15 protein-coding genes are annotated in these 25676 nt (G+C 75.0%); 13 read left to right on the top strand and 2 right to left on the bottom strand.

Annotation, left to right across the window (positions count from 1 at the left end):
* Nucleotides 1–22: 22 nt before the first annotated feature.
* Complete coding sequence (locus JXZ78_RS07820; protein WP_030020844.1) at nt 23–946, bottom strand: LLM class F420-dependent oxidoreductase; 924 nt, start codon at nt 944–946, stop codon at nt 23–25.
* Nucleotides 947–1116: 170 nt separating this feature from the next.
* Here JXZ78_RS07820 and JXZ78_RS07815 point away from each other — a divergent pair, with 170 nt between their 5' ends.
* Both JXZ78_RS07815 and JXZ78_RS07810 read left to right on the top strand, forming a co-directional pair.
* Nucleotides 1117–2631: a 3' terminal RNA ribose 2'-O-methyltransferase Hen1 gene (locus JXZ78_RS07815; protein WP_030020843.1), complete on the top strand. Its 1515-nt coding sequence runs from the start codon at nt 1117–1119 to the stop codon at nt 2629–2631.
* On the top strand, nt 2628–5237 hold the full coding sequence (locus JXZ78_RS07810; protein ID WP_030020842.1) for a polynucleotide kinase-phosphatase: 2610 nt from the start codon (nt 2628–2630) through the stop codon (nt 5235–5237). The genes JXZ78_RS07815 and JXZ78_RS07810 overlap by 4 nt, the downstream gene beginning before the upstream one ends.
* Before the next feature lie 67 nt (nt 5238–5304).
* Here the strand turns inward: JXZ78_RS07810 and JXZ78_RS07805 are convergent, their stop codons facing one another.
* Nucleotides 5305–5838: a hypothetical protein gene (locus JXZ78_RS07805; RefSeq protein WP_030020841.1), complete on the bottom strand. Its 534-nt coding sequence runs from the start codon at nt 5836–5838 to the stop codon at nt 5305–5307.
* Between the two features lie 437 nt (nt 5839–6275).
* Between JXZ78_RS07805 and JXZ78_RS07800 the strand changes: the two genes are divergently transcribed.
* From JXZ78_RS07800 to JXZ78_RS07750, 11 genes are all read left to right on the top strand, one after another.
* Nucleotides 6276–7022 (top strand): Crp/Fnr family transcriptional regulator, encoded by a 747-nt coding sequence (locus JXZ78_RS07800; RefSeq protein WP_030020840.1) that lies wholly within the window; start codon nt 6276–6278, stop codon nt 7020–7022.
* 66 nt (nt 7023–7088) lie between these two features.
* Nucleotides 7089–8099 carry a nucleotidyl cyclase domain-containing protein gene (locus tag JXZ78_RS07795; RefSeq protein ID WP_063726102.1) on the top strand — a complete coding sequence of 337 codons (1011 nt, stop codon included), beginning with the start codon at nt 7089–7091 and terminating at the stop codon, nt 8097–8099.
* Nucleotides 8096–10414: a hypothetical protein gene (locus JXZ78_RS07790; protein WP_030020838.1), complete on the top strand. Its 2319-nt coding sequence runs from the start codon at nt 8096–8098 to the stop codon at nt 10412–10414. Before JXZ78_RS07795 ends, JXZ78_RS07790 begins: the two co-directional genes overlap by 4 nt.
* Complete coding sequence (locus JXZ78_RS07785; RefSeq protein ID WP_050502580.1) at nt 10411–12024, top strand: hypothetical protein; 1614 nt, start codon at nt 10411–10413, stop codon at nt 12022–12024. The genes JXZ78_RS07790 and JXZ78_RS07785 overlap by 4 nt, the downstream gene beginning before the upstream one ends.
* Nucleotides 12021–12605, top strand: coding sequence for a Pycsar system effector family protein (locus JXZ78_RS07780; protein ID WP_238782741.1), 585 nt, complete (start codon nt 12021–12023; stop codon nt 12603–12605). The genes JXZ78_RS07785 and JXZ78_RS07780 overlap by 4 nt, the downstream gene beginning before the upstream one ends.
* The gene (locus JXZ78_RS07775) at nt 12602–15109 is read left to right on the top strand and encodes a vWA domain-containing protein (protein ID WP_238782740.1); all 2508 of its coding nucleotides are present in this window, start codon (nt 12602–12604) and stop codon (nt 15107–15109) included. Before JXZ78_RS07780 ends, JXZ78_RS07775 begins: the two co-directional genes overlap by 4 nt.
* Nucleotides 15110–15220: 111 nt before the next feature.
* The gene (locus JXZ78_RS07770; protein ID WP_030020834.1) at nt 15221–18712 is read left to right on the top strand and encodes a tubulin-like doman-containing protein; all 3492 of its coding nucleotides are present in this window, start codon (nt 15221–15223) and stop codon (nt 18710–18712) included.
* Entirely contained in the window at nt 18709–21369 is a 2661-nt protein-coding gene (locus tag JXZ78_RS07765) for a hypothetical protein (RefSeq protein WP_030020833.1), read from the top strand. The genes JXZ78_RS07770 and JXZ78_RS07765 overlap by 4 nt, the downstream gene beginning before the upstream one ends.
* A gap of 9 nt (nt 21370–21378) precedes the next feature.
* The gene (locus JXZ78_RS07760; RefSeq protein WP_050502577.1) at nt 21379–22491 is read left to right on the top strand and encodes a protein kinase family protein; all 1113 of its coding nucleotides are present in this window, start codon (nt 21379–21381) and stop codon (nt 22489–22491) included.
* Nucleotides 22488–23591, top strand: coding sequence for a TRAFAC clade GTPase domain-containing protein (locus JXZ78_RS07755; RefSeq protein WP_050502576.1), 1104 nt, complete (start codon nt 22488–22490; stop codon nt 23589–23591). The genes JXZ78_RS07760 and JXZ78_RS07755 overlap by 4 nt, the downstream gene beginning before the upstream one ends.
* Nucleotides 23588–25564, top strand: coding sequence for a hypothetical protein (locus JXZ78_RS07750; RefSeq protein ID WP_238782739.1), 1977 nt, complete (start codon nt 23588–23590; stop codon nt 25562–25564). The genes JXZ78_RS07755 and JXZ78_RS07750 overlap by 4 nt, the downstream gene beginning before the upstream one ends.
* The last annotated feature ends 112 nt before the right edge of the window (nt 25565–25676 follow it).

The raw sequence follows: 25676 nt of genomic DNA, 5'->3' as shown, positions 1-25676 counted from the left end.
GTCCCCCGCTCACGCACCCCGCTCAAGCCACCTGCGGCATGACCTCCGAGGCGATCAGTTCCATCTGGTCGAGGTCGTTCAGGTCGAGCATCTGGAGATAGACACGCTGCGAGCCGACGGCCGCGAAACGGCCGAGGCGCTCGACGACCTCGGCGGGGGAGCCCGCCAGACCGTTGGCCTTCAGCTCGTCGACCTCGCGCCCGATGGCGTCGGCACGGCGCTTGACCTCCGCGTCGTTCCGGCCGACACAGGCGACCAGGGCGTTGGAGTACACGAGTTCGTCGGCGTCCCGGCCGCGCTGCTCGGCTGCCGCCCGTACCCGCTTGAACTGCTGCTCGGTGTCGTCCACCGAGGCGAAGGGGATGTTGAACTCGTCCGCGTACTCGGCGGCGAGCGCGGGGGTGCGCTTGGCGCCGTGCCCGCCGATGAGGACCGGCACCTTCGGCTGCGCCGGCTTGGGCAGCGCGGGCGAGTCCGCCAGCTGGTAGAACTTCCCGTCGAAGGCGAAGCGTTCGCCGACGGGCGTCCTCCACAGTCCGGTGATGATCGCCAGCTGCTCCTCCAGCCGGCCGAACTTCGCCTTCGGGAAGGGGATGCCGTAGGCCTTGTGCTCGTCCTCGTACCAGCCGGATCCCAGGCCGAAGTCGATCCGGCCGCCCGACATCTGGTCGACCTGGGCGACCTGGATGGCGAGCACGCCGGGGAGCCGGAAGGTCCCCGCGGTCATCAGGGTGCCGAGCCGGATGCTCCTGGTCTCCCGGGCCAGGCCGGCCAGGGTGATCCAGGCGTCCGTCGGGCCGGGGAGCCCGTCGGTGCTGCCCATGTGGAGGTAGTGGTCGGAACGGAAGAAGGCGCCGTAGTTCAGGTCCTCGGCGGCCCGCGCGACGCGGAGAAGGGTGTCGTAGGTGGCCCCCTGCTGGGGCTCGGTGAAGATCCGGAGTTCCATGCCGCCCATCTTGCCCTGCGGGTGCCGGGAGCCGGGAACAGGCACGGCAGGGTACGGAAGCGGCCGCTGTGACGAGGGGGCGCGGCAGCCGCCGCCCCTGCGCCCACCCCCGTTCCCACCTGCAAAAACCAGTTCGTCAAACGGGGCGGTACCGGGCGATACTCGTACGCGTGTTCCTGACGATGACCACCACCGGAAGCGCTGAGCGCCCCGCGACCGACCTCGGATTCCTGCTGCACAAGCACCCCGGGAAGGCGCAGGCGTTCTCGACGGCGCACGGCACGGCCCATGTGTTCTACCCCGAGGCGGACGACAGCCGGTGCACGGCCGCGCTGCTGCTGGAGGTGGACCCGGTCGCGCTGGTACGGCGCGCCCGGGGCAAGGGCCGGGGCGGCGCCCCCGACTCGGCGCTCGCGCAGTACGTGAACGACCGCCCGTACGCGGCGTCCTCGCTGCTGGCTGTGGCCCTGAGCACGGTCTTCGCGAGCGCGATGAAGGGGCAGTGCAAGGCGCGCCCCGAGCTGCCCGCGCAGCCGCTGCCGCTGCACGTGGCGCTGCCCGCCGTGCCCGCGCGCGGCGGCGCCGGCCTGGTGCGCCGGCTGTTCGAGCCGCTGGGGTGGACGGTACGGGCCGAGCCGGTGCCGCTGGACGAGACGTTCCCGGAGTGGGGCGACTCGCGGTACGTACGCCTCGGCCTGGAGGGCGAACGTACGGTCGCCGACGCGCTGCGGCACCTGTACGTGCTGCTGCCGGTGCTGGACGACGCCAAGCACTACTGGGTCTCGCCCGACGAGGTCGACAAGCTGCTGCGGGCCGGCGAGGGCTGGCTGGAGGACCACCCCGAGCAGAAGCTCATCGCCGACCGCTACCTCGCCCGCCGCCGGACGCTGACCCGTGACGCGCTGGAGCGGCTGGAGCTGGCCCGGCTCGCCGAAGCGGACGACACCGCGGCCGAGGAGATCGACAACGCGGTGGAGGAGTCGGCCGACACCGAGGAGCGGCCGGTGCCGCTCGCCGTGCGGCGCCGGGAGACGATCCTCGGCGTGCTGCGGGAGGCGAAGGCGGCGCGCGTCCTGGACCTCGGCTGCGGGCCGGGGCAGTTGCTGGGCGAGCTGCTCAAGGAGGGGCAGTTCACCGACATCGTCGGCATGGACGTGTCGATGCGCGCGCTCCAGGAGGCGCGGCGCCGGCTGCGGCTGGACCGGATGCCCGAGCGGCAGTCCGAGCGGCTGCGGCTGGTGCAGGGGTCGCTGGCGTACACCGATGCCCGCCTGAAGGGGTACGACGCCGCTGTGCTGAGCGAGGTCGTCGAGCACGTGGACCCGCCGCGGCTGTCCGCGCTGGAGTACGCGGTGTTCGGCGCGGCCCGGCCGCGCACGGTCGTGGTGACCACACCGAACGTCGAGTACAACGTGCGCTGGGAGTCGCTGCCCGCCGGGCACGTTCGGCACGGCGACCACCGCTTCGAGTGGACGCGCGCGGAGTTCCGGGCGTGGGCCGGGGAGGTCGCGGGGCGGCACGGGTACGAGGTGGAGTTCCGGCCGGTGGGCCCGGACGACCCCGAGGTCGGGCCGCCCACCCAGCTCGCGTACTTCCGCCAGGCGGAGCCGGCCTCGGCCCGTACACCGGCCGCGCCCGCCACTCCCGCCCCTGCCGATTCCCCCGCGAAGGAGGCCCAGGCATGACCGGTGCCACTTCCGTCCCCGCCCCCACCCGCCGCCCCCTGGGCGTCCCCGACCTGTGTCTGGTGGTGCTCGTCGGCGCCACCGGCTCCGGCAAGTCCACCTTCGCCGCACGGCACTTCAAGCCCACCGAGGTGCTCTCCTCGGACTTCTGCCGCGGGCTGGTCAGCGACGACGAGAACGACCAGAGCGCGAGCGGTGACGCCTTCGAGGTGCTGCACTACATCGCGGCCAAGCGCCTCGCGGCCGGTCGGCGGACCGTCGTGGACGCCACGAACGTGCAGCCGGAGGCGCGCGCCCAGCTGGTGAAGCTGGCCCGGGAGCACGACGTGCTGCCGGTGGCCGTCGTCCTCGACCTGCCCGAGGAGGTGTGCGCCGAGCGCAACGCGGCGCGTGCCGACCGGGCCGGGATGCCGCGCCGCGTCATCCAGCGGCACCAGCGCGAACTCCGCCGCTCGCTGCGGCACTTGGAGCGCGAGGGCTTCCGCAAGGTGCATGTGCTCAAGGGGGTGGAGCAGGTCGAGGCGGCGGAGATCGTCACCGAGCGGCGCTTCAACGACCTGCGACACCTGGCCGGCCCGTTCGACATCGTCGGTGACATCCACGGGTGCCGCTCCGAGCTGGAGACGCTGCTCGCACGGCTGGGGTACGAGGTCGAGTACGACGCCCTCGGCCGCGCCGTGGACGCCCGGCACCCGCAGGGCCGTACCGCGGTCTTCGTCGGCGACCTGGTGGACCGCGGCCCGGACAGCCCCGGCGTGCTGCGCCTGGTGATGGGCATGACGGCCGCCGGGCACGGCCTGTGCGTACCGGGCAACCACGAGAACAAGCTCGGCCGCTACCTCAAGGGCCGCAAGGTGCAGCACAGTCACGGGCTCGCCGAGACCGTCGCGCAGCTGGAAGGGGAGGACGAGGCGTTCCGCGGTGAGGTCGCCGCGTTCATCGAAGGCCTGGTCAGCCACTACGTGCTCGACGGCGGGGCGCTGGTGGTCTGCCACGCCGGGCTGCCGGAGAAGTACCACGGCCGGACCTCCGGCCGGGTGCGGTCCTTCGCGCTGTACGGCGACACGACCGGCGAGACGGACGAGTTCGGGCTGCCGGTGCGCTACCCGTGGGCCGAGGAGTACCGGGGCCGCGCCGCCGTGGTCTACGGGCACACACCGACACCGCGCGCGAGCTGGCTGAACAACACCATCTGCCTGGACACGGGCTGTGTCTTCGGCGGCCGGATGACGGCGCTGCGCTGGCCGGAGCGGGAACTGGTCGACGTACCGGCCGAGCAGGTCTGGTACGAGCCGGCCAAGCCGCTGGCCAGCGAGGCGCCGGGGGGCGCGGACGGGCGTCCGCTGGACCTCGGGGACGTCGCCGGGCGGCGGGTCGTGGAGACCCGCCACATGGGCCGGGTCGCGGTCAAGGAGGAGAACGCGGCGGCGGCGCTGGAGGTGATGAGCCGGTTCGCGGTCGACCCGCGCCTGCTGCCGTACCTGCCGCCGACGATGGCGCCCTGCGCGACGTCCAAGGAGGACGGATACCTGGAGCACCCGGCCGAGGCTTTCGCGTCGTACCGGGCGGACGGCGTACGGGAGGTCGTGTGCGAGGAGAAGCACATGGGCTCGCGGGCCGTGGTCCTGGTGTGCCGGGACGAGGCCGCGGCGCGGGAACGGTTCGGCGCGGCGGCGGGCGTGAGCGGCGCGGTCTGCACGCGGACCGGGCGGCCGTTCTTCGACGACCCGGCCGTCACCGAACAGGTGCTGAAGTCCGTACGGGAAGCCGTGGAGAGCGCGGGCCTGTGGGCGGAACTGGCGGACCCCGCCGCGGCCGGTTCCGGGCACTGGCTGCTGCTGGACGCCGAGTTGCTGCCGTGGTCGCTGAAGGCGTCCGGGCTGCTGCGCGGTCAGTACGCGGCGGTCGGCGCGGCGTCCGGCGCCGCGTTCCCCGGGGCGCTGGACGCGCTGGAGGCGGCCGCCGCGCGGGGCGTGGAGGTGCCGGACCTGCTGGCCCGGCAGCGCGAACGGGCGGTGGACGCGGCCGCGTTCACCGAGGCGTACCGGCGCTACTGCTGGCCCGTCGACGGCCTGGACGGCGTACGGCTGGCACCGTTCCAGATCCTGGCCGCGCCGGGCCGCAGCCTGGCCGCCGTACCGCACGACGAGCAGCTGGCGTGGCTGGACCGGCTCGTCGAGCACGACGGAACGGGACTGTTGCGTCGTACCGGCCGTCTGGTCGTCGACACGGAGGACGAGGCGTCGGTCGCGGCGGGCGTCCGGTGGTGGCTCGACCTGACCGCCGCCGGCGGTGAGGGCATGGTGGTCAAGCCGCTGGGCGCGCTGGTGCGCAAGGGCGACGGGCGGCTGGTGCAGCCGGGCGTCAAATGCCGCGGCCGGGAGTACCTGCGGATCATCTACGGTCCGGAGTACACCCGCCCGGAGAACCTGGACCGGCTGCGCGTACGCCACCTGGGCCACAAGCGCTCCCTCGCGCTGCGCGAGTACGCCCTCGGCCTGGAGGCGCTGGACCGCCTGGCCGACGGGGAGCCGCTGTGGCGGGTGCACGAGGCGGTCTTCGCGGTCCTGGCGCTGGAGTCGGAGCCGGTGGATCCGCGGCTGTAGCCGGTACCGGGCCCGGGTGCCGCCGGCGAAGCCGATGCGCACGGGGTGTTCGGCATGTCCGCTCTCGTCACGGCCAGCCGCCGCTGTCGCCACCGAGCCAGGCCCATGCCTGGTGGGAGTACTCAGCGGCGGCTGCTGCCGCGTCGCGGAGTTTCCTCGGGGCCGTGGCGCATTGGGCCGCGCCCTCAAGTGTCGCCTCCGCTTGCGCTGCTGAACCCGCAAGCCATGCGGCCACTTCCGCGATGTCCCTGTCGTTCGCTCGCCACCGCAAGGTGGGCGAGCCCTCGCGCACCGCTGACAGATCGCAGGCACGGGCGGCGCTGCCGTACTTCTCGATCAGATGCTCTCCGAGGTACCCGGCGAGCACGGCACTGGCGCCGCCACAGCACCGTTCAGCGCTCAGCAAGTTGTCCGCTCCCGGAGTCGCGCTCTCCGAGAGTTCGCCGCAGAGGGTGCCCACCACCGCGACGACGCGCTGAGCGCAGGTCATCCGTACCGGTGCGGGCAGGCCGGCGGTAACCGTCTTGCTCAGTGCGGCTTCGGCTGCCCGGACCTGGTCCCGGACCGGTGCGGGCACCACTTCGTCGAGTCGGCCGTGCATCGTGTGTCCGCCCTCCGCGGTGAGCGCTCTCCTCGGAGCGCCGTGCGCAGTCGGAGAGTGACGGTCCGGTGTGTGGCGCGTCAAGTGGCGGTCACGGTTCGCAGGGGGTGGTGAGCCATGATCGGAATCGGGCCGGGTGAGGTACAGGTGTTCGGGGAGGTCAAATCCCTTGTGCGATACGGCAGTTGAGGGTTGAAAAAGCGTTGACGGGGCCCGATCACGACCCTAACCTTCTGTAACTCAACCGAGCGCAGCTCGATCAATTTGCGCAAGAACCCCGCCTGTAACGAAAGAAATCAGAGACGAGCCCATTTCTCCGCCAGGCTGAGGAACCGGGCCGGGGCCCTGGGGCGACCAGATGCACAGAGGCGGAGCGTCCGCCGTGCCGACGGGCGCCGGGGCCGGGGTGAGCGAGACCAGCGGGGGGGAGGAGGCGAATGAGTCTCTTCGAGGACGGCAGGCCGTTCCTGGCGGCGTTGCCGGCGCAGGACCGGCGGGCACTGCTCGCGCTCGGCCGGGGTCGTAGCTACGCGCCGGGCGAGGTCGTCCTCAGGGAGAACGACACCACCACCTTCGTGGTGGCGATCGTCAACGGCTGGGCCGGCGTCTCCCTGGAGACGGAGCGCGGCGTACGGCTCATCCTCGCGCTGCGCGGCAGCGGCGAGGTCGTCGGCGATCAGGCCGCCGTCGACCACCGCCCGCGCAGCGCCACCGTCACCGCGCTCGGCCCGGTGGACGGGATCGTCGTCCCCGGCGACCGGTTCCGCGGCTACCTGGCGGCGCGGCCCGTGGCGACCGTACTGATCATGCGGCAGTTCAGTTCCCGGCTGCGCAGCTCGGACGGCGAACGGCGGTCCCTGGCCTCGGAGAAGGTGCTGCAACGGCTCGCCGCGCGGCTGACGGAACTGGCCGAGCGCACCGGAACCCCCGGGTCGGGCGGCGTGGACGTCGACCTGCCGTTGCCGCAGCACGACCTGGCCGCGGCCGTCGGCTCCACCCGCGAAGCGGTGGCCAAGGCACTGCGCCTGCTGCGTGAGCAGGGCGTCGTGCAGACCGGCCCCCGGCGGCTGGCCGTGCTCGACCTCGCGCTGCTGCGGCTGCTCGCCGAGGGGCGCGCGGCCGGCGGTCGTACGCCGGCGGGCCCCGTCCCCATACGTCCCGAGCAATCCCCGCCGGCTGTGTAAACGGCTACAGCCCCGCCACCCCGCCCCGGCCATGCTGCTTCATGTCGGCACGAACCAGGAGGTCCAGTGAGCACGGAAGCCTTGCACCGACTCGTCGTCAACGGAGATGTCTGCGGATCCGGACTGCTCGGCTGGCGGGCGAAGCTGCGGATGCGCGAGGCGATGTACGAGGTCTTCGAGGCCGGGTTCACCGCCGCCGGGGTCGCCGAGGGGTCCTGCCACATCGAGGACCGTGGCGACGGCGTACTGGTCGCGCTCGCCCCCGACGTACCGGCCGCGCACCTGGTGGGGCCCTGGCTCGAAGGCGTCTACCAGAAGCTGCGCCAGGTGAACGAGGGGCGGCTGGAGCCGCTGCGGATGCGCGTGGCCATGCACGCGGGCCCGGTCGCCCAGGACGCCAAGGGACTGGCCGGGCGGGCCGTGGACCTCGCCTGCCGGCTGTGCGACAGCGAGACCGCCCGCGGCGTCATGCGGCTGGCCGAACGGTCGCCGCTGCTGTTCGTCGTGTCCGACTCGCTCTACCACGACGTCGTGGCGGAAGGCGGCACCTGCATCGAGCCCGAGCACTACCGCCGGGCGCGGGTGTCGGAGAAGGAGACGGACGTCGAGGCGTGGTTCCACGTTCCCCGGCTGCCGTTCCCGCCCCTTCCGGCGCAGACGTCGCACGAGGCACCGCCGTCACCAGCGGTGCCGGCGCGGGACCGGCCGTGCGCGACGGGGGTGCGCGCGGTCCAGGACCCGCCGCCGGAGCAGGGCGGCGGGGCGGGGCACAGGGGTACGGTCCCGCCGCCCGCTTCCGGCCCGGAGGGAGAGCCGGAGGGAGAGGGGGCAGCCGCCACTACGGCCCCTGCGCCCGCACCCGCCCCGTACGCGAACAAGTACAACTTCGCGTACGTAGGCGGCGACCAGCAGACCTTCCGGAACAACACCATCCGGTCCAACGGGGACTTCGTCGGCATCAACAAGGCCCCCGCCCAGGCCCCGGCCCGTACGCCCGCCCCCGAACCACCCGCCCCCGAACCACCCGCCGCCGACGCCCCGCACACCGGACCCGTACCGGAAGGCGGCGGCAGGTGACCGATGTGGACGAGGGGGCGCCGCCCGCCGGCGAGCAGCCCCCGCCGCAGCCCGACGGCAGGCCGGGCGGCCGGGACGACGACGCGCGGACGGCCAGGGACGGCAAGGCGCCCGACGGCGACGGGTCGTCCGGGCAGCCCGAGGAGAAGCTGCGCCTGGACGCCCCCAAGGGCAGCCCACTGGGGGGCGCGGGCGAGGCGGGCGGTGCCCGTACCGCCCGTGAGGCCCGCACCAGCCTGCACGTCGAGGGCGACAGTCAGGTCTTTGACGGCAACACCTTCTACCAGACACACGTCAGGATCGGCACCGACGACGTGTTCGTCGACGGGCCGGTGCCGGCCGAGGAACTGGAGCGCCTGGAGCGGGTCTACCGCACGCCCCCCGGGTACGACGCGATGGAGACCCGGCTGCTGCGCACCCACCTGCTGGCGCTCTGCGGAGAGCCCGGCACCGGCCGTACCTCCACGGGGCTCGCCCTCCTCCGGGACGTCGCCACCGGGGTGTCCCGCCTGGACCCCGCCACCGCGCTCGACAGCGTCGGCCGGGAGAAGTTCGAGACCGGCCGCGGTTACCTGCTCGAACTGCCCGACGAGGACGCCGGCGCGGTTCCGGCCGCCTCCGGGGGCAGCGGCCGGGACGGCGGCGACGGGCCAGGGAGCGGCGCCGGACCGCAGCTCTCCGACCTGCACCTGGACCGGCTCAGTGCGCTGCTCGGCGAGCGCGGGGCGTACGGCGTCCTGGTCGTGGGCGCCGGTGACTTCGCCGACCGCCTGGTGCGCGGCCGCTACGGCGCGCAGTGCACGCCCCCGCCCGCCGACGACGTACTGAAACAGCACGTGAAGGACCAGCTCTCCGACGTCGATCCGGGGCTGTGCCGCCTGGCCCTGGACGTCGCCGAGCGCCCCGACGTCAAACAGGCACTGGGCCTGGACGCCCTGCGGCCGGGCGAGGCGGCGCGGTTCGCCGGCCACCTCGCGGCGCACGCCAGGGGCGAGGCCGACGACGCGCAGCTCCTCGCCCAGTGCGCCACGTTCGCCCCGCGCCAGGCGCGGGAGTGGCTCGCCGGGGCCGACCGTCCCGGCACGCTGCCCGAGGCACTGCCCGCCCTGCGCGCAGCGGCCCTGCGGCTGTCGCTCGCGGCCTTCAACGGCTCCGCCGAGAGCCTGGTGACCGAAGCGGCCGAACTGCTCGCCTGGGAGCTGGCCGTCACCCTCGACCCCCAGTACGCGCCGGGCCGCCCGCTGTTCACCGCGAAGACCGAGGCCCGGCTGGCCGCCGCGCGCGCCGTACCCGAGCAGGCCGTCGAGGACCTGGGCGACGCCACCATTCCCGTACGGGCGATGCGCTTCCAGGGGCGCAAGCTCGCCCTCGCCGTCCTGTACGAGGCGTGGGACGGCTACCACAACGTCCGCGGCCCGCTGACCCGCTGGCTGCGGTCCCTGTGCGACGACCAGCGCCCCCAGGTGTGGGTGCGCGCGGCCGTCGCCGCTGGCATCCTGTGCGCCCGGGACTACCTGTACGGCTTCTCCGAAGTGCTGCTGCCGCTCGCCCGTGCCGACAGCCCGGTGCAGCAGATGGCCGCGGCCACCGCACTGGCCGAGACGGCCCGCGACCCGCAGGTGCGGCCCGCCGTACGCGGCCTGCTGCGCGTATGGGCACGCGGTGACGACCGGTCCGCCCGCGAGACCGCGGCGTTCGCGCACGGCTACGGCATGGCGGCGGGCTCGGTCGCCGAGTCCCTGGACGAACTGGCCCGCATCGGCTGCCGGGAGGACGGCGGCAAGCCGGCCGACGCCGCCTCGTACAGCGTGGCGCGGCTGCTGGCCGGGCCCGAGCCGGACGTGGTGCTGCGGCGGCTGGCCCGCTGGCTCGGCGACCCGCGCCAGAACCGGCAGAACCTCGCCCTGATGGTGGTGCTGCGCGCGCTGTCCACCCGGACCTCTCACCTGTGGGGGCTCCAGGGCGACAGCCCCGTACAGGAGGCGTACGGCTCCTGGCCGCTGGCGGCGGCCCTGGTCGCGGCCCACCCCGGCCGGGCGCCGTGGCTGGCGGACCTGGTGCACAACACGCTGAACACGGCGCGGGCGGGCGCCGCGGCGCAGGAGGAGATGGGCGGCTGGATGCGGCGGGCGGCCAAGGACCCGCGGCAGCTCGACGTGCTGTGCGGGTTCCTGCCGCGGCTGGTGGAGGGGCGGCGCGACCGGGACCGGTTGCTGCTGCTGGTCGCCCGGCTGGAGCGGGACAGCGACGCACCGCTCGCCCCCCGGGCGGCCGCGCGGATGCGGGCGGTGCTGGAAGGAGAGGGACGACGATGACGCAAGACGGCCGGAACGGCGCGCAGCACGGCCACGGGCAGGGCCCGGTCCCCGGCGCGCCCGGGGGACACGGCCAGGGGCCCGGAGGGGCGGTGCCGGGTCCGCTGGTGCAGGAGTACGAGTCGTCCGGCCGGTTCCGGCGGCCCAGTGTGCAGGTGGCCGCGGTGCTCATGTACGAGAACGGCGGCCACAGCGTGGTGTGGCCGGACCACCGCGAGGACGTCAACCGGCCGCTGTTCCGAGGGGCGTTCAAGGTGATGGAGGTGCGGGTCGGCCGGCATCTGACCGAGTTCCGCACCGAACTCCCCGCGGCCGGTGACGCGGAGTCCTTCCGCGCGGAGGTGCAGGTGCGCTGGCGCGTCGTGGACGCGTACGCGGCGGTCCGCGCCAATGTGTGGGACCTCGCCCAGTACCTCTCGCCGGTCCTCCTCCGGGGGCTGCGCGGAGTGACCAGGCGCTACCGCATCAGCGAGGCGGAACGGGCCGACCGGGCGGTGGAGAACGAACTGGCGGACCTGCGCCTCGGACACGAACTTGGCCTGGAGACCGAGGTGTTCGTACGGATCGACCTGAGTGAACGCGGGATCAGCGCGGAGCGGCAGCGCACCGAGATCGACCACGAGGGCGACCTCGCGCGCCGGCAGCACGTGGAGGCACTGAGGAAGGAACGGCAGGAACAGGAATTGATCCGGATGAGGGCCACCGAGCTGCAGGACATGCTCAGCGGTGGTGACGAGGGACAGCTCGCGTACTTCATGGCACGCGACGCCGCCCACGCGTGGGACATCCAGCAGGCGTTCCGCCGGGAGCGCCGGGAGGAGCGGGCCCTGTCGATCGAGACGGTGTTCCGCTTCGTCGACGGCGGCCTGATCGAGCGCCACGACCTCAACGACCAGACCCTGGCCGCCATCGACCTCCTGCGGTCGACGACGCGCGGTGTGGTGGGGCGGGCGGCCGACACCTTCCTGGAGCAGCCGCCGCGGCGGCGTGCGCTGGAGAGCGGCGAGCCCCGCGGCGAACAGGAGCGGGTCCGCGGACGGCAGCGGATGGACTGGGCGCACGAGCCCGATCCGGAAGCCGATCCGGAGGCCGGTCCGGAGGCAGAGCCGGACTTCGCACCGGACTCGGGACGCGGCTCCGGGCGGGGATCGGGACGGGACTCCGCGCTCGATGACGCGCCGGAACGGGACCGTGATTCCGGACCCGGCCGGGAGACGGCCTACGACGATCACGAGCCGGGGCGCCGCGGCCGCCCGGACGGGGACGGGTACGCCGACGACCGGTACGCCGACAGCCGGTCCGCCGACGACCGGTACGCCGACCGCCGCGACGCGCCGCACGACGACGAGCTGTACGAGAAGGACGACCGCGGCCGCGTCTACGAGCCCGACCGCGTCCAGTCGGCCGCCGAGCGCGACGACTACCGCACCGGCCGGCCCGGGGACTTCCCCGACGACCGGTACGGAGAGCGGTACGACGACCGGTACGACGACCGCCGGGACGACCGCCGCGACGCGCGCCGGGACGACCGGTACGACGACCACCGCGACGACCGGGAACGCCCAGCGCCGCGCCGCGGCCGCGGCGAAGGCCTGGATTGGGGAAAATGATGGCCACCAGCGCTCCGCCCGCACCCGCACCCGCACCGACACCCGCCCGGGGCACCGGCCCCTGGACCTGCCCCTGCGTCACCCCGACCACCACCCCGGCTTCCGACACCCGCACCGGCAGCGACTTCGTCGCCGAACGCCTGCTGAAGGTCGTACGGGAAGAGATCAACCGGGCCGACACCAAGGCGTCCGTCATGATGACCGGCGCCACCGCGGCACTGGTCCTGCTCTTCGGCCGTGACGGGCAGCTCCCGGCGCTGCCCGCCGTCCGCGCCGCCCTGCTGCTCGGCGGAGCCGCGCTGTGGGCGCTGGGCATAGCCATGTTCGTGGTGGCGGTGCTGCCCCGCACCCGTACCGCGGCGGACGGGCACCTGACCTTCTTCCCGCAGCTGACCGGCGGGGCCACCGCCGAGGCCCTGCTGCCCCGGGTGGCCCTCGCGGGCCGGGACCCCGGGCAGTGGGCCGTCGAGCAGGCCTGCGCGCTCGGCCGCATCCTCGGCGCCAAGTACCGCTGGCTGCGCTGGGGAGTCGGCTGCCTGGCGGCCGGCGGCTGCTGCGCCCTGACCGGAGGGCTGTGGTGAACGTGCCGCACCGGACCGTACCGGCGGCCGCGCGGACACGGCGCGGCGCGCGCCGCGCCACCGTCGCCGCCCTCACCGCGCTCTGTGCGGCCGTGCCGCTCGGGCCGCCGCCCGCGTGGGCCGCGCCCACCGCACCCTCCGTGGGCCCCATGCCCGTCGACTTCTCCGTCGTCGTGGACGCCTCGGCGAGCATCGGCGAGGAGGCGCTGGCCCGCGAGGCCGAAGCGGCCGCGCTGATCGGCCAGGGCGAGATCTCCGACCGGTCCCGGGCGAGCGTCATCGGCTTCGGCAGCGCGGAGCAGGAAGGGCAGCAGCCCGTACGGGAGGTGTGCCCGCCCACCGTCGTCGACGCCGCCGGACGGCAGCGCATCAGCGACTGCGCCCGCCGGCTCACCGACCGCGAGGGCGCCGGCCTCGGGCCAGGGACGGACTTCCCGGCCGCCCTCACCCAGGCCCTGACCCGGCTGAAGGAGACCAGCCAGGAGGGCACGCCCAAGGTCGTCTTCCTGCTCACCGACGGCAGGCTGAACGTCGAGGACAGCCCCGCCTACGGAGCCGACCCCGCCGCCCGGAAGCAGGAGGGTGAGAAGCGGCTGCGCGAGGTCCTCGACCGGGCGCGCCGCGAGCAGGTGCAGATCTGGCCGCTGGGCTTCGGCAAGGGCATCGACAAGCAGGCCCTCCAGCAGATGGCTGACGGCGGCTACCGCAACGGCTGCGCCGACGTGCCCGGTTCCCGCCCGCGGCCGGAGGTCGTCGACGGCGCCGCGGACGTGGACAAGGCGCTCCAGAGCGCGTTCGCCGCGGCCCGCTGCGCCCGCGTCGAGGAAGGCACCAGCAGCAAGCCGCCGGGCGAGCTGACGGTGGACATCCCGCCCATCGCGACCGACGGCTCGATCACCGTCACCAAGCGCGATCCGCGGGTGACGGCCACCTACTACGACCCCAAGGGCCGCAAGGTGCCCCTCCAGGGGGAGTCCGACGGTTCCCGCTTCGAAGTCAGCGGCCAGGACGGGCCGGTCGAGGCGCTGCGGGTCAAGGACCCGCTGCCGGGCACCTGGCGCGTCCAGCTGTCCGCGCCGCCGGGCCACCGGGACCAGCCCGCCACCGTACGGGCCATCTGGCAGGGCGTGCTGCGCTCGTCGGTCACCCTGGAGCCGTCCGCGCCGAGACCCGGCGAGGACGTCGTCGTACGGATGCGCCTGCAGACCCGGCGCGGTGTGGTGATCACCGATCCGGAGCAGCTGGCCGGGGTACGGGCCGCCGCCCAGCTGTCCGGTGACGGCTTCGAGCCGGTGGACGTCCCGCTGCGCGACGACGGCGAGGGTCCGGACGACCGGGCGGGTGACGTCCTGTACGGGGCGTCGGTGAAGGTGCCGGAGTCGGCCACCGGCGCGCTGCGGCTGACCGGCGCGATCGCGGCGCCCGGCGTCGTCGGGGACCGGCGGCCCTACGACACCCGGGTGTCCTCGGGCGCCGCGCTCGTGACGGCCGGCGTGACGCTGGAGGGCCACGGCGTGCACCCGGGCGGCTCGGTCACCGGCAAGCTGGTCGCGCGGAACAACGACAGCCGTCCGCACACCCTGCGCATCGGCCTGGCCGACCAGTCCACGGCGGCGGCGCTGCGCATCAGCCCGGCCACCGTCAGCGTCGCGCCCGGCGCGCAGGAACCGGTGCCGTTCACCGTGTCCTTCGGCGCGGGCGCGCCCGCGGGGGACGCCGGCGGCCGGATCACCGTCACCGACCGGACCGACGGCGGCCGCGAGGTCGGCGCCGCCTTCCTGACCGTCACCGTCACCCCGGCGCCGACCTGGTGGGACCGGTGGTGGTGGGCGGTCATCGGGGGCACCGGGCTGCTGCTCGCCCTCGCCGCCGTCGTCGCGATCCGAGTCTGGTACGGCGGTGTCCGCGGCTCGTTGCAGGGCCTGGTCCTCGAACTGCGCCGCGGAGGACGGGCGCTGGACGAACTGGATGTGCGGACTCCCCGTACGAAGAAGTTCTGGTTCGCGGTGGAGGACCCTTCCTCGGACCGCCCCGGCCTCCAGTTCCGCAACAAGCGCGCGGCGCGGGTGTACCGGCTCCGGCGCAAGGGCGACGGGCTGCGCCTGCGCGGGCCCGACGGCAAGGAGCAGACCGTGTCGCGCGGCGCGCCCGCCCGGCTCGAACACGACCTGGAGCTGGCCGTTCGCGGCGGAAGCCGGGCGGACCGGGACTCCACGGGCCGGGCGCGTACGGGCCCGGGGCGCCGGCCGGGCACGGCGGCCGGCTCCCGCGGCACGGCCGGCCTGTTCGGCGGGCGCGTCGGCCGGGGCGGCACCGCGGCATCCGGCGGAGTGAACGGGCGGGGCCGGCGCGGCGCCCCGGCCAACGGCACCGGCCGACCGGCCGGGGCGAGCGGCCCGGGCGGCCCGGGCGGCCCGGGCAGTTCAGGTGGTTCAGGTGGTTCAGGTGGTTCAGGTGGTTCAGGCGGGGCGAGCGGATCGTCCGGATACGACTCCGCGTTCTGAGGCGCCCGCGCCACGGCGCCGAGGTCCGGGCGGCCGGCCGCCCGGACCACCGGCGGCACCACATCTCGCAGCACAGGCCGCCCACGACGGGCGGACGAGGGGAGCGACGACATGAAGATCTACCAGCCCATGCTGTTCGTGGGGCTGGGCGGCACCGGCGCCCGCATCGGCGCCGAACTGGAGCGGAACCTGCGCCGCGAACTGTGCGGCCCGGACGGTACCGACCTGGTCGGCCGCGGCAAGCAACGGGTCCCCTTCCAGCTGCCGGACTGCCTGCAGTTCGTCTACGCGGACTTCAGCGAGGCCGAACTGGACCGGCTGCCGCACCTGAGCGCCCGCGGCCCGGAGTCGGCGGCGTTCGCCCGTACCTCCCGGGCCGTGCACAACCTGCTGCCCACCTACGACAACTCACCCGAGATGACCCGGATGCTGCGCATCGCGCAGCACGAGGAGACCGTGGGCTGGCTGCCGCCACGGGTCGACGAGCCCCGGGTCTCCCCGCTGCACACCGGCGCGGGCCAGCTGCCCACCGTCGGCCGGGCCGCGCTGTTCGCCACCCTGCGCAACGGCCCCGACCAGGTGCTCGGCCCGCTGCGCGCGGCGATCGACGCGCTCAGCAAGTCGGCGGGCGACCTCCAGGAGCTGGGCGGCGGCCAGATCCGCGGCTACGACGTGTTCGTGGCGTTCTCCGTCGCGGGCGGCACCGGCGCCGGCATCTTCTACGACTTCCTGCACCTGCTCGGACACGCCTTCCACTCGGTGAACCTGCCCGGCGCGAAGATCTACCCGCTGGTCGTGATGCCGTCGGCGTTCCCGCCGGAGGCCGGCGGCGGCCGGGAGGCCGAACTCAACGCGGCGCGCGCCCTGGTGGACCTCTCGCACCTGGTCGACGACCAGAACGCGGCGGACGCCACCGCGGACCTCGGTGACGTGGAGCAGCGCGGCTCGCTGAGCGTGAAGTACCCCGACATGGTGCCGGTCAGCCTGCGCACCTCCACCGTCCAGACGGCGTTCCTCTTCAGCCGTACCGCCGGTATGCGCTCCGACGACCTGCGCCGCTCCATCACCGCCATGGTGACCTCGCTGATCGGCACCGACCTGGGTGAGGAGAACGGCCGCGGGCGCGCCGACGACGCCTACCAGTCCTTCGCCGCCAGCTTCGTCAACCGCGGGGCCAGCCGGTCGGCGGCCGCCGCCACCGGTATCGGCCTCCAGGGCATGTCCACCAGCCTCGCGGCCTCCATGACCGTTCCCGTCGACGAACTCGCCGAGATCGTCGCCGCCCGGATGCTGGCCTGCGCCGTCCGCGGTCTGCTGGACCGCGCCCGCCAGGGCGGCGAGGACCACCGCGCCCTCGTCGTCGAGGCGTTCAAGGAGTCGAGCATCGAGGACGTGTGGATCCGGGAGCCGCGGCCGGTGCGGGCGCCCGAGCAGGTGCCCAAGGGCGTGCGGGCGATCAGCCAGGAGCTGAACGACCGGCGCGCCAACATGGAGCACCAGCTGCGCGCGCTCGACAAGGACCTCGCCCGCCGCACGGTGGAGAGCGCGGAGCGCTTCAACCCGCGCCGCGGACTGCTCCATCTGCTCAAGGAGCACGACCCGTTCCGGCTGGAGCGGGTGTTCACCGGCAACCCCGGCGACCGCGACCGGGTGGCCCGGGAGGGCTTCTCGGGGATGCTCGACAACCGGCGCAACCGTCCCGAGCGCCCCGAAGGGGTGGGCACCGACGCGCCGCAGGTGCCGCGGATCGGCCGCCGGATGGGCGGCGTGGTGCCCGCGCGCTGGGGCGACCCCGAGGTGGAGAACGCGATCCAGGAGCAGGACGCCTGGTACCGCTGGGCGACCAACCGGACGTGGCACGAGCGGTGGAAGGCGCAGGAGTCCCGCTGGCGGCCGATCGCCGACCGGACCATGAAGGAACTGGCCGCGCTGGTACGGGCCTTCCGCGACCACGAGGAGGGGGAGAACGGCCTGTTCCGCGAGCGGCGCCGGGAGCTGTACCGCGAGGACCGTACGGGCGTGTCCTACCTCCTGCCGCCGCAGAACTCCCTCGACGCGTTCTACGACGACGTCCTGACCCGCCTCCTCCAGCGCGAGGGCATCCCGGACAGCCAGGACGAGGCCACCCTGCTCGTCCGCATCGTCGAACCGCGGCACTGGGAACGCGCCCTGGAAGCTGTCCAGCGCTCGCCGCGCGCCGTCGTCAAGGAGGTCAAGCAGGTCCTGGAGGGCCGGATCAAGAAGTTGTTCGGCGAGGCCGGCGTGCATCACGAGCGGCCGCTGCTGCCGTCCCTCGGCGACCTCCTCGCGGCGGCCTCCGGTGACGAGGAGGCCGCCGACGCGGTCGACGAGAAGTGGCTGGAGCAGTTCCGCTCCCAGCTGGCCGGGCTGCTGCCGGCCGGCTTCACCCCGGACGGCACCGGCAAGCTCAAGACCCTCATCGTCCGCCCGCAGACCAAGGCCAAGGGCAGCGTGGACCGCTTCCTGGAGCAGTCGCTGCTGCTGCCGCGCGACGAGAACCGGCTGCCGCCCGAATTCCGCGCCGTGGTCACCGAGTCGATCACCGTCGTGCTGTTCCGCAGCGAGATGAGCCTGACCGACATCTCCGAGGTACGGCAGGTGCTGCGCCTGTGGGGCCGGGCCAGGGACCGCGAGGGCCGCGAGGACCACCTCCAGTGGCGGCAGCGCACCGGCTACCGCGACTCCTGGCTCGCCAGCACGGAGAGCGACCGGCAGCGGGTGCTGCAACGCATGCTGAGCGCCATGTGGAACGGGCGCGTCGAGGTGACCGGCGACCCGCTCTCCCCGGAGTCCGTCTGCTTCCGGCTGCGCGGCGGCGACTCGGCCACCATGACCCTCGCCCTCCAGCCGTACGACCGGGACGTCTCCAGCTGGTCCGACCTGCTGCGGGCGTACGAGCGGTGGGCGCTGCTGGACGCCGGATCGGCGGTCAAGGACTTCTGCTCGGTGCTGATGGAGTCCCTGCCGGACGGGCTGAGCACCACACCGCGGGAGCCGGACCGGCTGTTCTGGACCTTCCTGCGCCGGGTGGCCCCGGCGGAGGCGGCCCGGCTGCGGCAGCGCGCCCACGACCTGAGCGAGGACGAGCAGGACTGGATCGAGCCGCTGCTCCACTTCTGGACCACGACCCTGGACGGCGCCCTGGACCTGCGCTTCCCCAGGAGCCTGCGGGCCAACCGGCCCTCGCTGCGCGCCCTGGCCCAGGCACAGGCCCAGCTGCGGGAGCCCGGCACCGCCGCGTCGCGCCTGCACCAGGCCAACGGGCACGATCCGGCCGGTGACACGCGTACGCGGCAGACCCGGCCGTACGAACCGGACCCGCACGAGCCGCATACGAAGGATCTCCACAGGGCGCAGTCGAACGACCCGCACGCCTCGCACGACCCGCACGCCTCGCACGTCCCGCACGATCCGCACGACCCGCACGACCCGCACACGAAGAATCCGCACGGGCCTCAGTCGAAGAATCCGCACGGTCCGCAGCCGAAGCCCGGCGGCGCGGACCGCCCGGAGGACGCGGCCGGGCACGACCTGTGGGCCGACCCGTGGGACGACGAGCCGAGGGAGGAGGACCTGCTGTGAGCGCCCGCACCGCCACCCCGGTCGTCACCCTCGACCTGCGGGGCGACCACGCCGGCCTGGACGGTGCGGACGGCCTGCACCGCGCCGTCCGCACCGCGCTGGGCAGCGGTGCCCCCGCCCAGGAGGCCGAACGCTTCCTGCTCGTGGACACCGCCACCGGACTCGCCCGCCACCAGCGCGTCTACGAACAGGTCCTCGCCTACGGCACCGGCCACGCGCTGTGCGTCGCGGTCGGCGCCCCGCCCGCGGAACCGGGCGACGGCGTCGCGGTGCCGCCCGCGCCGACGCCCTGGGCCCTGGACCGGCCCTCCCCGCTGCGCCCGCCCGCCGTCGGCGTGCTGTGGATCCTCGACCCGCACTGCGGCACGGCGGCCGCCCCCGCCCCGGACGAGGACGAGGGCGCCCTGCGCCCGCTCCTCGAACTCCTCGCCGCACCCTCGGTGTTCGACGCCGTCCTGAACGCGGTGTCGGGCCTGCCCGACGGCGTGGCCGTGCCCGCCCTGCGCGTCCTGGAGCACGACCTCTCGCACACGGCCCGCGACCGGGTCTGGCGGCAGGCGCTGGCCGGACTGGTCGGGCAGGACGACCCCGGCGGCCGGATCGCGGTCACCGAGGCGGGCGGGGTGCCCGCCGTCCTGGCGCCGCTGGTCGGCGCCGCGACGACCGAGCCCGTGCGCGGCAGGGACTGGCGGCGGCCGGGCGGCGAGGCCGACGAGCGCTACCGGGCCTGCGAGTCGGCGCTGCTGAGGGCCGAGGACGCGTACGGGCGCCAGCGCGGCGCGGGCGGCCTGCTGCGCGGCGCGGCCGGGGACGCGGACCTCGCCGAGAGCCTCGACGCGGCCGCCGTGGAACTGACCGCGTACCGCGAGACCGTCGCCGAGACCCTCCGCGACGGGGACGGCGTCGGCCTCCCCCCGGAACAGCGCCGACGGCTGTACGAGCGCGGCATCGACCTGCCCCGCGTGCCGGAGGCCGACCGCGAACGGATCGGCCCCGGCCTGCGCGACTTCACGCAGGACCTGCTGGCGCAGCGGCTGCCGCTGCGCTCGACGGCGGCCCGGCTCGGCGCGGTGGCCGACCTGGCCACCCCCACCGGCAGCGCGGCCCGCCTCGGCCGGCTCGACGAGCTGTGCCCGCCGGACCTGCCAGGACGGATGGCCGGACCCCGGCCGTTCGAGGTGCGCGGCGCGGCCGTCACGGAACTGGCGGGCGCCTGCGCCGTCGCCGCCGCGGCCGGTCTGTGGCCGGGCCCCGGCTGGGCGTCGGGGCCGCTGGCGGCGCTGGCCGCCGCCGGGCTGACCACGCTCGCCCTGGCCCGCCGCCCCGGGCGTACCGGGGACGGGCACCTCGACGGCGGCGGGCAGTCGGGCGCCCTGGCGCAGGCGGGCGCCGGGCTGCTCGGCGCGGCCGCCGGGATCACCCTGGGCCAGGCGCTCGCGGTGCCCGCGTGGCTCGGGCTGAGCACCCTGCTGGTGGCGCTGATCGTGCTGCCGCTGCTGGCGGTGCGCCGCTGGACCGAGGCCCTGGACGCGTGGTGGGCGGCGGGCGGCGGCTCCGAGGGACGGGACGTCCTGGACTCCCTCGACGGGCTGCTGGCCGACGCCGTCACCCACGACTGGCTGCTCGCGGACGCCCGCCTGTACTGCGCCGACGGCGCGCGGGCGGTGGCCGGGACGATCCGCCGCGCGGCCGCCGCGGCGGAGGGCCGCGACCCCGTACCCGTGCCGGACCGCGACGGCGGCCCGGCGGCCCGGGCACGGGACGCGAGCCCGCCGGCCGACGACCTGCTGGACGACGACTGGTTCGGCACGCCGTACGAGCGGAGCGCCGCGGCGCCGGCCCCGTACGACTCCTTCGAGAGCGCCGGCCCCCGGTACGACGACTCCACGGTCCAGGGGTGGGACGACTGGGACGACTGGGACGGGGAGCCGGAGCCCGGCGGCGGCCCGGCCACCGGCCGTGACACCCCCTGGCGCGACCCGCTCGCCGACACGGTGCCGCCGCCCCGGCCGCCGGAGAGCGACGCCGTGGCCGCTCCCGCCGCCCCGCCGCCCGACGACGTCCCCGTGCCCTGGCTGGAGCGCGAAGCGGGCGACGGCGGGCCCGAACTGGTCGCCACCCTCGTCGGCGACCTCGCCGACGGCATCGCCGGTCTCCTGGACCCGTACTGGGGCGCCATCGAGCGGGACCCCGGCGCGGCCGCCGCCCTGCCCCTCGACCAGGAGGTGCGGGCACTGATCGACGACGAGACCGCGCGGCTGGCCCGGGACGGTGTCGCCGCCGCCCCGGCGTTCGCCCGGGACCCCGCGTCCCGGCCGGACCCGGCCGTCCTGCTCGGCCTGGCACCCGACCGGGTCACCCGGATACTCCACGAACACGGCGACGGCACCGGCACGGTGCCGCTCTGCGCGGCCGAGCACCGCCGGCTGCTCTCGCGCGACCGGTACGCGGGACGCGGGGTGTGCTTCGCCCCCGAGGTGACCCGGCAGACCGAGGAACCCACGGGCGCCGACGACATGGTGTGGACCCCGGCAGGCCGGTACGCGGGCGTCTTCCGGCTGCTGCCGCTGCGTACCGGCTCGGTGCGCACGGTCCGGCTGCGCGGCGGCGACACCACCGGGCCGGACCTGCCCGCGAACGCGAACGCGAACGAATGAGGGGACGTCATGGACGAGTGGGCGGACCGGCAGGACGCGGTGCGGACCTCTGACCGCAGGCCGGACGACGGCACCGCGCCCGCGGACGAGGCGCCCGGGGCGGCCGCCGCGCGGGGCGGCCGCCGTCCGGCCCGTGACCGCGCGGAACTGGCCTTCTTCACGGACGAGGGGGCGCCCGCCCGGCTGCTGGCGGCCTACTGGGGCGACCTGCCGCCCGGACAGCAGCGGCACGTGCTGCGCACCAGGCCGATGACGCTGGGCGAGGACTGGCGGGTGATGCAGTACCGCCTCGCGCACACCGTGCGCGGCGACCACCGGGCCCGCGACCGGCTGGAGGCGGAAGTGGGCGTCGGCCTCGCCGTGCGCCGGGCGTTCGGCGACGCCCCGTACCACCAGCTGTTCGCCCGGCTCGGCGGTTACCACCTGGACGTACGGGAGCCGTTCGTCTTCTACGAACCCGCGCGCGGCCGCCCCCTGGCTGTGCTCGCGGGCCGGGCCACGGTCAAGGAGCAGGAGCGCATCCGCAGCGAACTGGTGCTGGCAGTAAGGCTGTTGGAAGCCGTGGGCGTCGTGCACCGAGGGCTGACCCCGCACTCCGTACGGTGGGACGGCCGCCACGTCCGGCTGCCCGAGCCCTGTCTGGCCACCCGCGCCGGACACCCCCGCGAGGCGCTGGGCGAGGCCCCCTGGGCCTCACCGGAGCAGCGCGCCGGGCACGGCACGGCGGACCCGCGCGACGACCTGTGGAGCGTGGCCCAGGTGATGTATCACCTGGTCACCGGCCGCGAAGGGGAGCCGGACGGGGCGCCGCGCGACCTGGCGCGGCTGCCCTCGCTCGGCGTGCTGGCCGGCGCCTTCGCGCCCCGGGCCGCAGAGCGCGGCCACCCCGTCGAGGTGCTGCGGATGCTCAACCGGCAGGACCCGCTCCAGGGCCGCCCGCTGCCGGCCGACCCCCTGGAGCCGGGCCGCCGCGTCTTCGACGAGGAACTGGCGCGCAAGCGAGCGGAGTTGGAATTGGGCGGCGACCGTGAGGCGGTGCCGGAGCCGGGCGGCCGGGGCCCGGGCCGCGGGCTTCGCGCCCTCTTCGGCACCGGCCGTACGGGCACGGGAGGGCGCCGGTGAGCACGCAGCCCCCGCAGTCCGACGCCCGGGAAGTGGTGTGCCCGTACTGCCTCGACCGGATTCCCTTCAGGCCGGACCAGCTCTACGAACGCAACGAGCACACCAACTTCGAGTTCACCCCCGTCGTCCTCCCGAGGAAGGACGACAACAAGCTGCGCTACGAGGACATCCTCCGCGAGGCGTTCCAGAAGTGCGACAACTCGGCGGACCTGCGCGAGCACTACCTTCCCGCCCCCTACCTCACCAACGGCGAACCCCTGACCGTGGCCCTGGTCGGCAGCTCCCGCGCCGGCAAGACCCATCTGCTCGCCTCGATGATCGGCGAGGTGGAGCGCGGCGCGCTGGACGCCCACGGCCTCAAGGCCGCCCCGCTGCACACCGAGTCGCACCGCGCCTACCTCAACGAACGGGTCCTCAGGCTGCGGGCCGGCGAGACGCTGGCGCACACCGAGCAGACGGACTTCGCGGAGTTCGCCGACGGGCTGCTGGTCAGCGGGGGCGGCGCGGCCCGGCCCCGGCCGGTGGTCTTCTTCGACCTGTCGGGCGAGGACCTGGAACGCACCGGCCGGGTGACCCGGTTCCTCGCCGCCGTCAACGCGTTCCTCTTCGTCGTCGACCCGCTGCGCGCGCTGCCGCTGCCGTACCTGGACGCGGTGCGCGAACGCACCAAACAGCACACCGACGACCTCGGCGACCGCTCGTTCGGCACCGTGCTGGACCGGGTGCCGCGCGACGGGCGGCCGTACGTGAACGCGCCGGCCGCGGTCGTCGTGGGCAAGAGCGACCTGATCCGCTTCGAGCCGGCCGTGGCGCGCTGGCTGACCGCGCCGGAGAACGCCCGGCCGACGGCCCGGGCCCTGCGCGAGGAGAGCCGCGACGTGTACGCCTTCCTGCGCCACCACGGCGGGCCTGCCTGGCTCAAGCCGTTCGGCGACTGCGCGCGGTGCACCCTGCACTTCGCGTCGGCCACCGGCGGCCAGGAGGACGCGGGCGGCTTCCCCCAGGGCGTACGGCCGAGGCGGGTGCTCTCCCCGCTGCTGTCGATCTTCGCGATGTGCGGGCTCCTGCCGGGAGCCGATTCCCAGGAGGTGGGACTGTGAGCGGGACCGACGCACCGGTGCACCAGATCGTCTTCCGCTGGGACGCGGACCTCGCCGTCGGCGGCGCGGGCGTCGGCCCGGTCGCCTGGTCGGGCAACCGGGACGGGCTGGAGCCCATCTACCGCAAGGTCGCCACGCTGCTGAGCGTGCCCGGCGACGAGGCCCGGGAGAGCCTGGCCCGGGTGGAGCTGCGGGGCGAGCGGGGGGCCGAGAGTTCGGTCCTGCTGATCCGCCGCATCCCCGGCCAGGACCGCGGCGGCCGCCCCAGCACCTGCTCCCACGCGCTGCTGGGCAGCCCGTCCGTGCTGACGCCCGGCCGCTGCCTGGGCCTGCACGCCTGGCGCTGGGAGGGCAGCGGCATCGACCTGCTGGAGGTCGAGGGGCGGTCCCTGGAGTGCGTACCGGCCCAGGCGCTGTGGGCGGCCACCGACCGGGCGGCGCCGGAACTCACCGAGCGGGCCGGGCTGTTCGACGCCGAACTGACGGCGGTGCTCGCCGCGCGCCTGCGCGAACCGCGGCAGCGGCTCTCCGTGCGGGACCGCACCGGCGGCGACGGGCCGGTCCACGTCCTGTGGGCGCTGCGGAACCTGGCCGGCCGGGCGCTGCCGGGCTGGTCCTTCGCCACCCACGACACCCGGGACGGCGGACCGTTCCGCTACGTGTTCGTCCCGCGCTGGCCCGTGTCGGCCACGCAGGACCAGCAGCTGACCCGGCTGGACCCCGCCCGCCCGAGCCGCGGCGACAGCCGGGACGGCCGGGGCGGCCGTGCGCCGGACCACGGCGACCCGGCCGGGGAGGCCGCCGCCCGGCTGGCCGAGCACTACCTGGAGATCCGCCACGATTCCGGCGCGCTGCGTGAGACGCGCCGCGCACTGGCCGAGCGGCACGTCTTCGAGGAGGAACGCCTCGACGAGCGGGTGCGTCTGGTGCACGAGGCGCTGAAGTGGCTCAGCCACGCCGGGGACCACCGCCGCTCCCGTACGGGCCGGGCGGCCGAGTCCCGTGAGCCGTCACCGGGGACGCTGTACGACCGGGCCCTGGAGGAGCGGGCCCGGGAGGAGCGGGCCCTGGAGGAGCGGTACGACAGCGCGGGGTACGGCGGCCAGAGGTACGACACGGTGTTCGACAACATGCGGCAGGATCAGGATCAGGGGGGCAGGCAGTCCTACGACCCGCCCGCCTCCCAGGCCGTCCGGGCCGACGCGGGACTCGCCCGCGGCGTGAGCGCCCGGGTGCTCGACGACGTGCTGCGCCGTGACGGCACGGAGGCCGGGGAGTACCTGGCCAACAGTTCGGACCGGGTGCTGCTGGAGGTCCTGGGCGGCGGCCTCCCCGCCCAGCAGGCCGACCGCGTGGCCCGGGTGCTGATCCTCCGGGCTCCGCACCGCTCCGCCGCCGACGCCCAGGGGGTCTGCGAACGGCTGCTCCACGCCCGGCTGTTCCTCGGCCCGTACGGAGAGCGCCGTGCCGAGTACCCGGTCACCGGGCCGGACGGCCAGGGGAGGGTGCACACCGCCGTGCGCCTGTACGACGGGCTGGTGCGTCCGTACGGCGACCAGGGCCAGGCCCCTGGCCTGCTGCGGCAGGTCCTGCCGGACCTGTGGAACGGTGACCACGGGCTGGGCCGCGAGACGCTGGTGCACCTCCTCGACGACGGCCGGCCCACCGGTTTCGGGGAGCAGGGCTGGCGGGCGCTGTTCGAGGCCGCGACACGCACCGCCACGACGATGCCGGCGGCCGCGCCGGTGCGGGAAGAGCCGCGGCGAGGCGTCCGCGGGTTCGCCGCCCGCCGGAGCGCCGGACGCGGCCTCCGGTCCCGCGTACCGCGCTTCCGCGGCGGCCGCGCACCGGACGGCACACCGGACCCGGACCCGGACGCGGCTCCGGCCGGCCAGATATGGGTCGGCGCGCTCCTCATGGTGGTGGCCGTCGCCGTGATCATGATCGCCGTTCTCACCCTGACGGGTTCCTAGGAGGCCTGGCAGCCCGCCCGGTACCGCCCGCGCCGCGGCCGTACGGCGGAGGCGAAACCCGTGTCGCGGCTGTTCCGTGACCCTCCGCCGCGGGCCGTCAGCGGCGAAGATG

The organism is Streptomyces monomycini (assembly GCF_022271435.1).
Lineage (GTDB): Bacteria > Actinomycetota > Actinomycetes > Streptomycetales > Streptomycetaceae > Streptomyces > Streptomyces monomycini.
The sequence above is the reverse complement of the archived record's forward strand: the minus strand, read 5'-3'. Positions and strand labels throughout refer to the sequence as shown.

Coding starts and splice junctions, on each gene's coding strand:
- JXZ78_RS07770 (WP_030020834.1), top strand. CDS start 15,221: ATGAAGATCTACCAGCCCATGCTGTTCGTGGGGCTGGGCGGCACCGGC.
- JXZ78_RS07805 (WP_030020841.1), bottom strand. CDS start 5,838: ATGCACGGCCGACTCGACGAAGTGGTGCCCGCACCGGTCCGGGACCAG.
- JXZ78_RS07810 (WP_030020842.1), top strand. CDS start 2,628: ATGACCGGTGCCACTTCCGTCCCCGCCCCCACCCGCCGCCCCCTGGGC.
- JXZ78_RS07800 (WP_030020840.1), top strand. CDS start 6,276: ATGAGTCTCTTCGAGGACGGCAGGCCGTTCCTGGCGGCGTTGCCGGCG.
- JXZ78_RS07780 (WP_238782741.1), top strand. CDS start 12,021: ATGATGGCCACCAGCGCTCCGCCCGCACCCGCACCCGCACCGACACCC.
- JXZ78_RS07820 (WP_030020844.1), bottom strand. CDS start 946: ATGGAACTCCGGATCTTCACCGAGCCCCAGCAGGGGGCCACCTACGAC.
- JXZ78_RS07760 (WP_050502577.1), top strand. CDS start 21,379: ATGGACGAGTGGGCGGACCGGCAGGACGCGGTGCGGACCTCTGACCGC.
- JXZ78_RS07785 (WP_050502580.1), top strand. CDS start 10,411: ATGACGCAAGACGGCCGGAACGGCGCGCAGCACGGCCACGGGCAGGGC.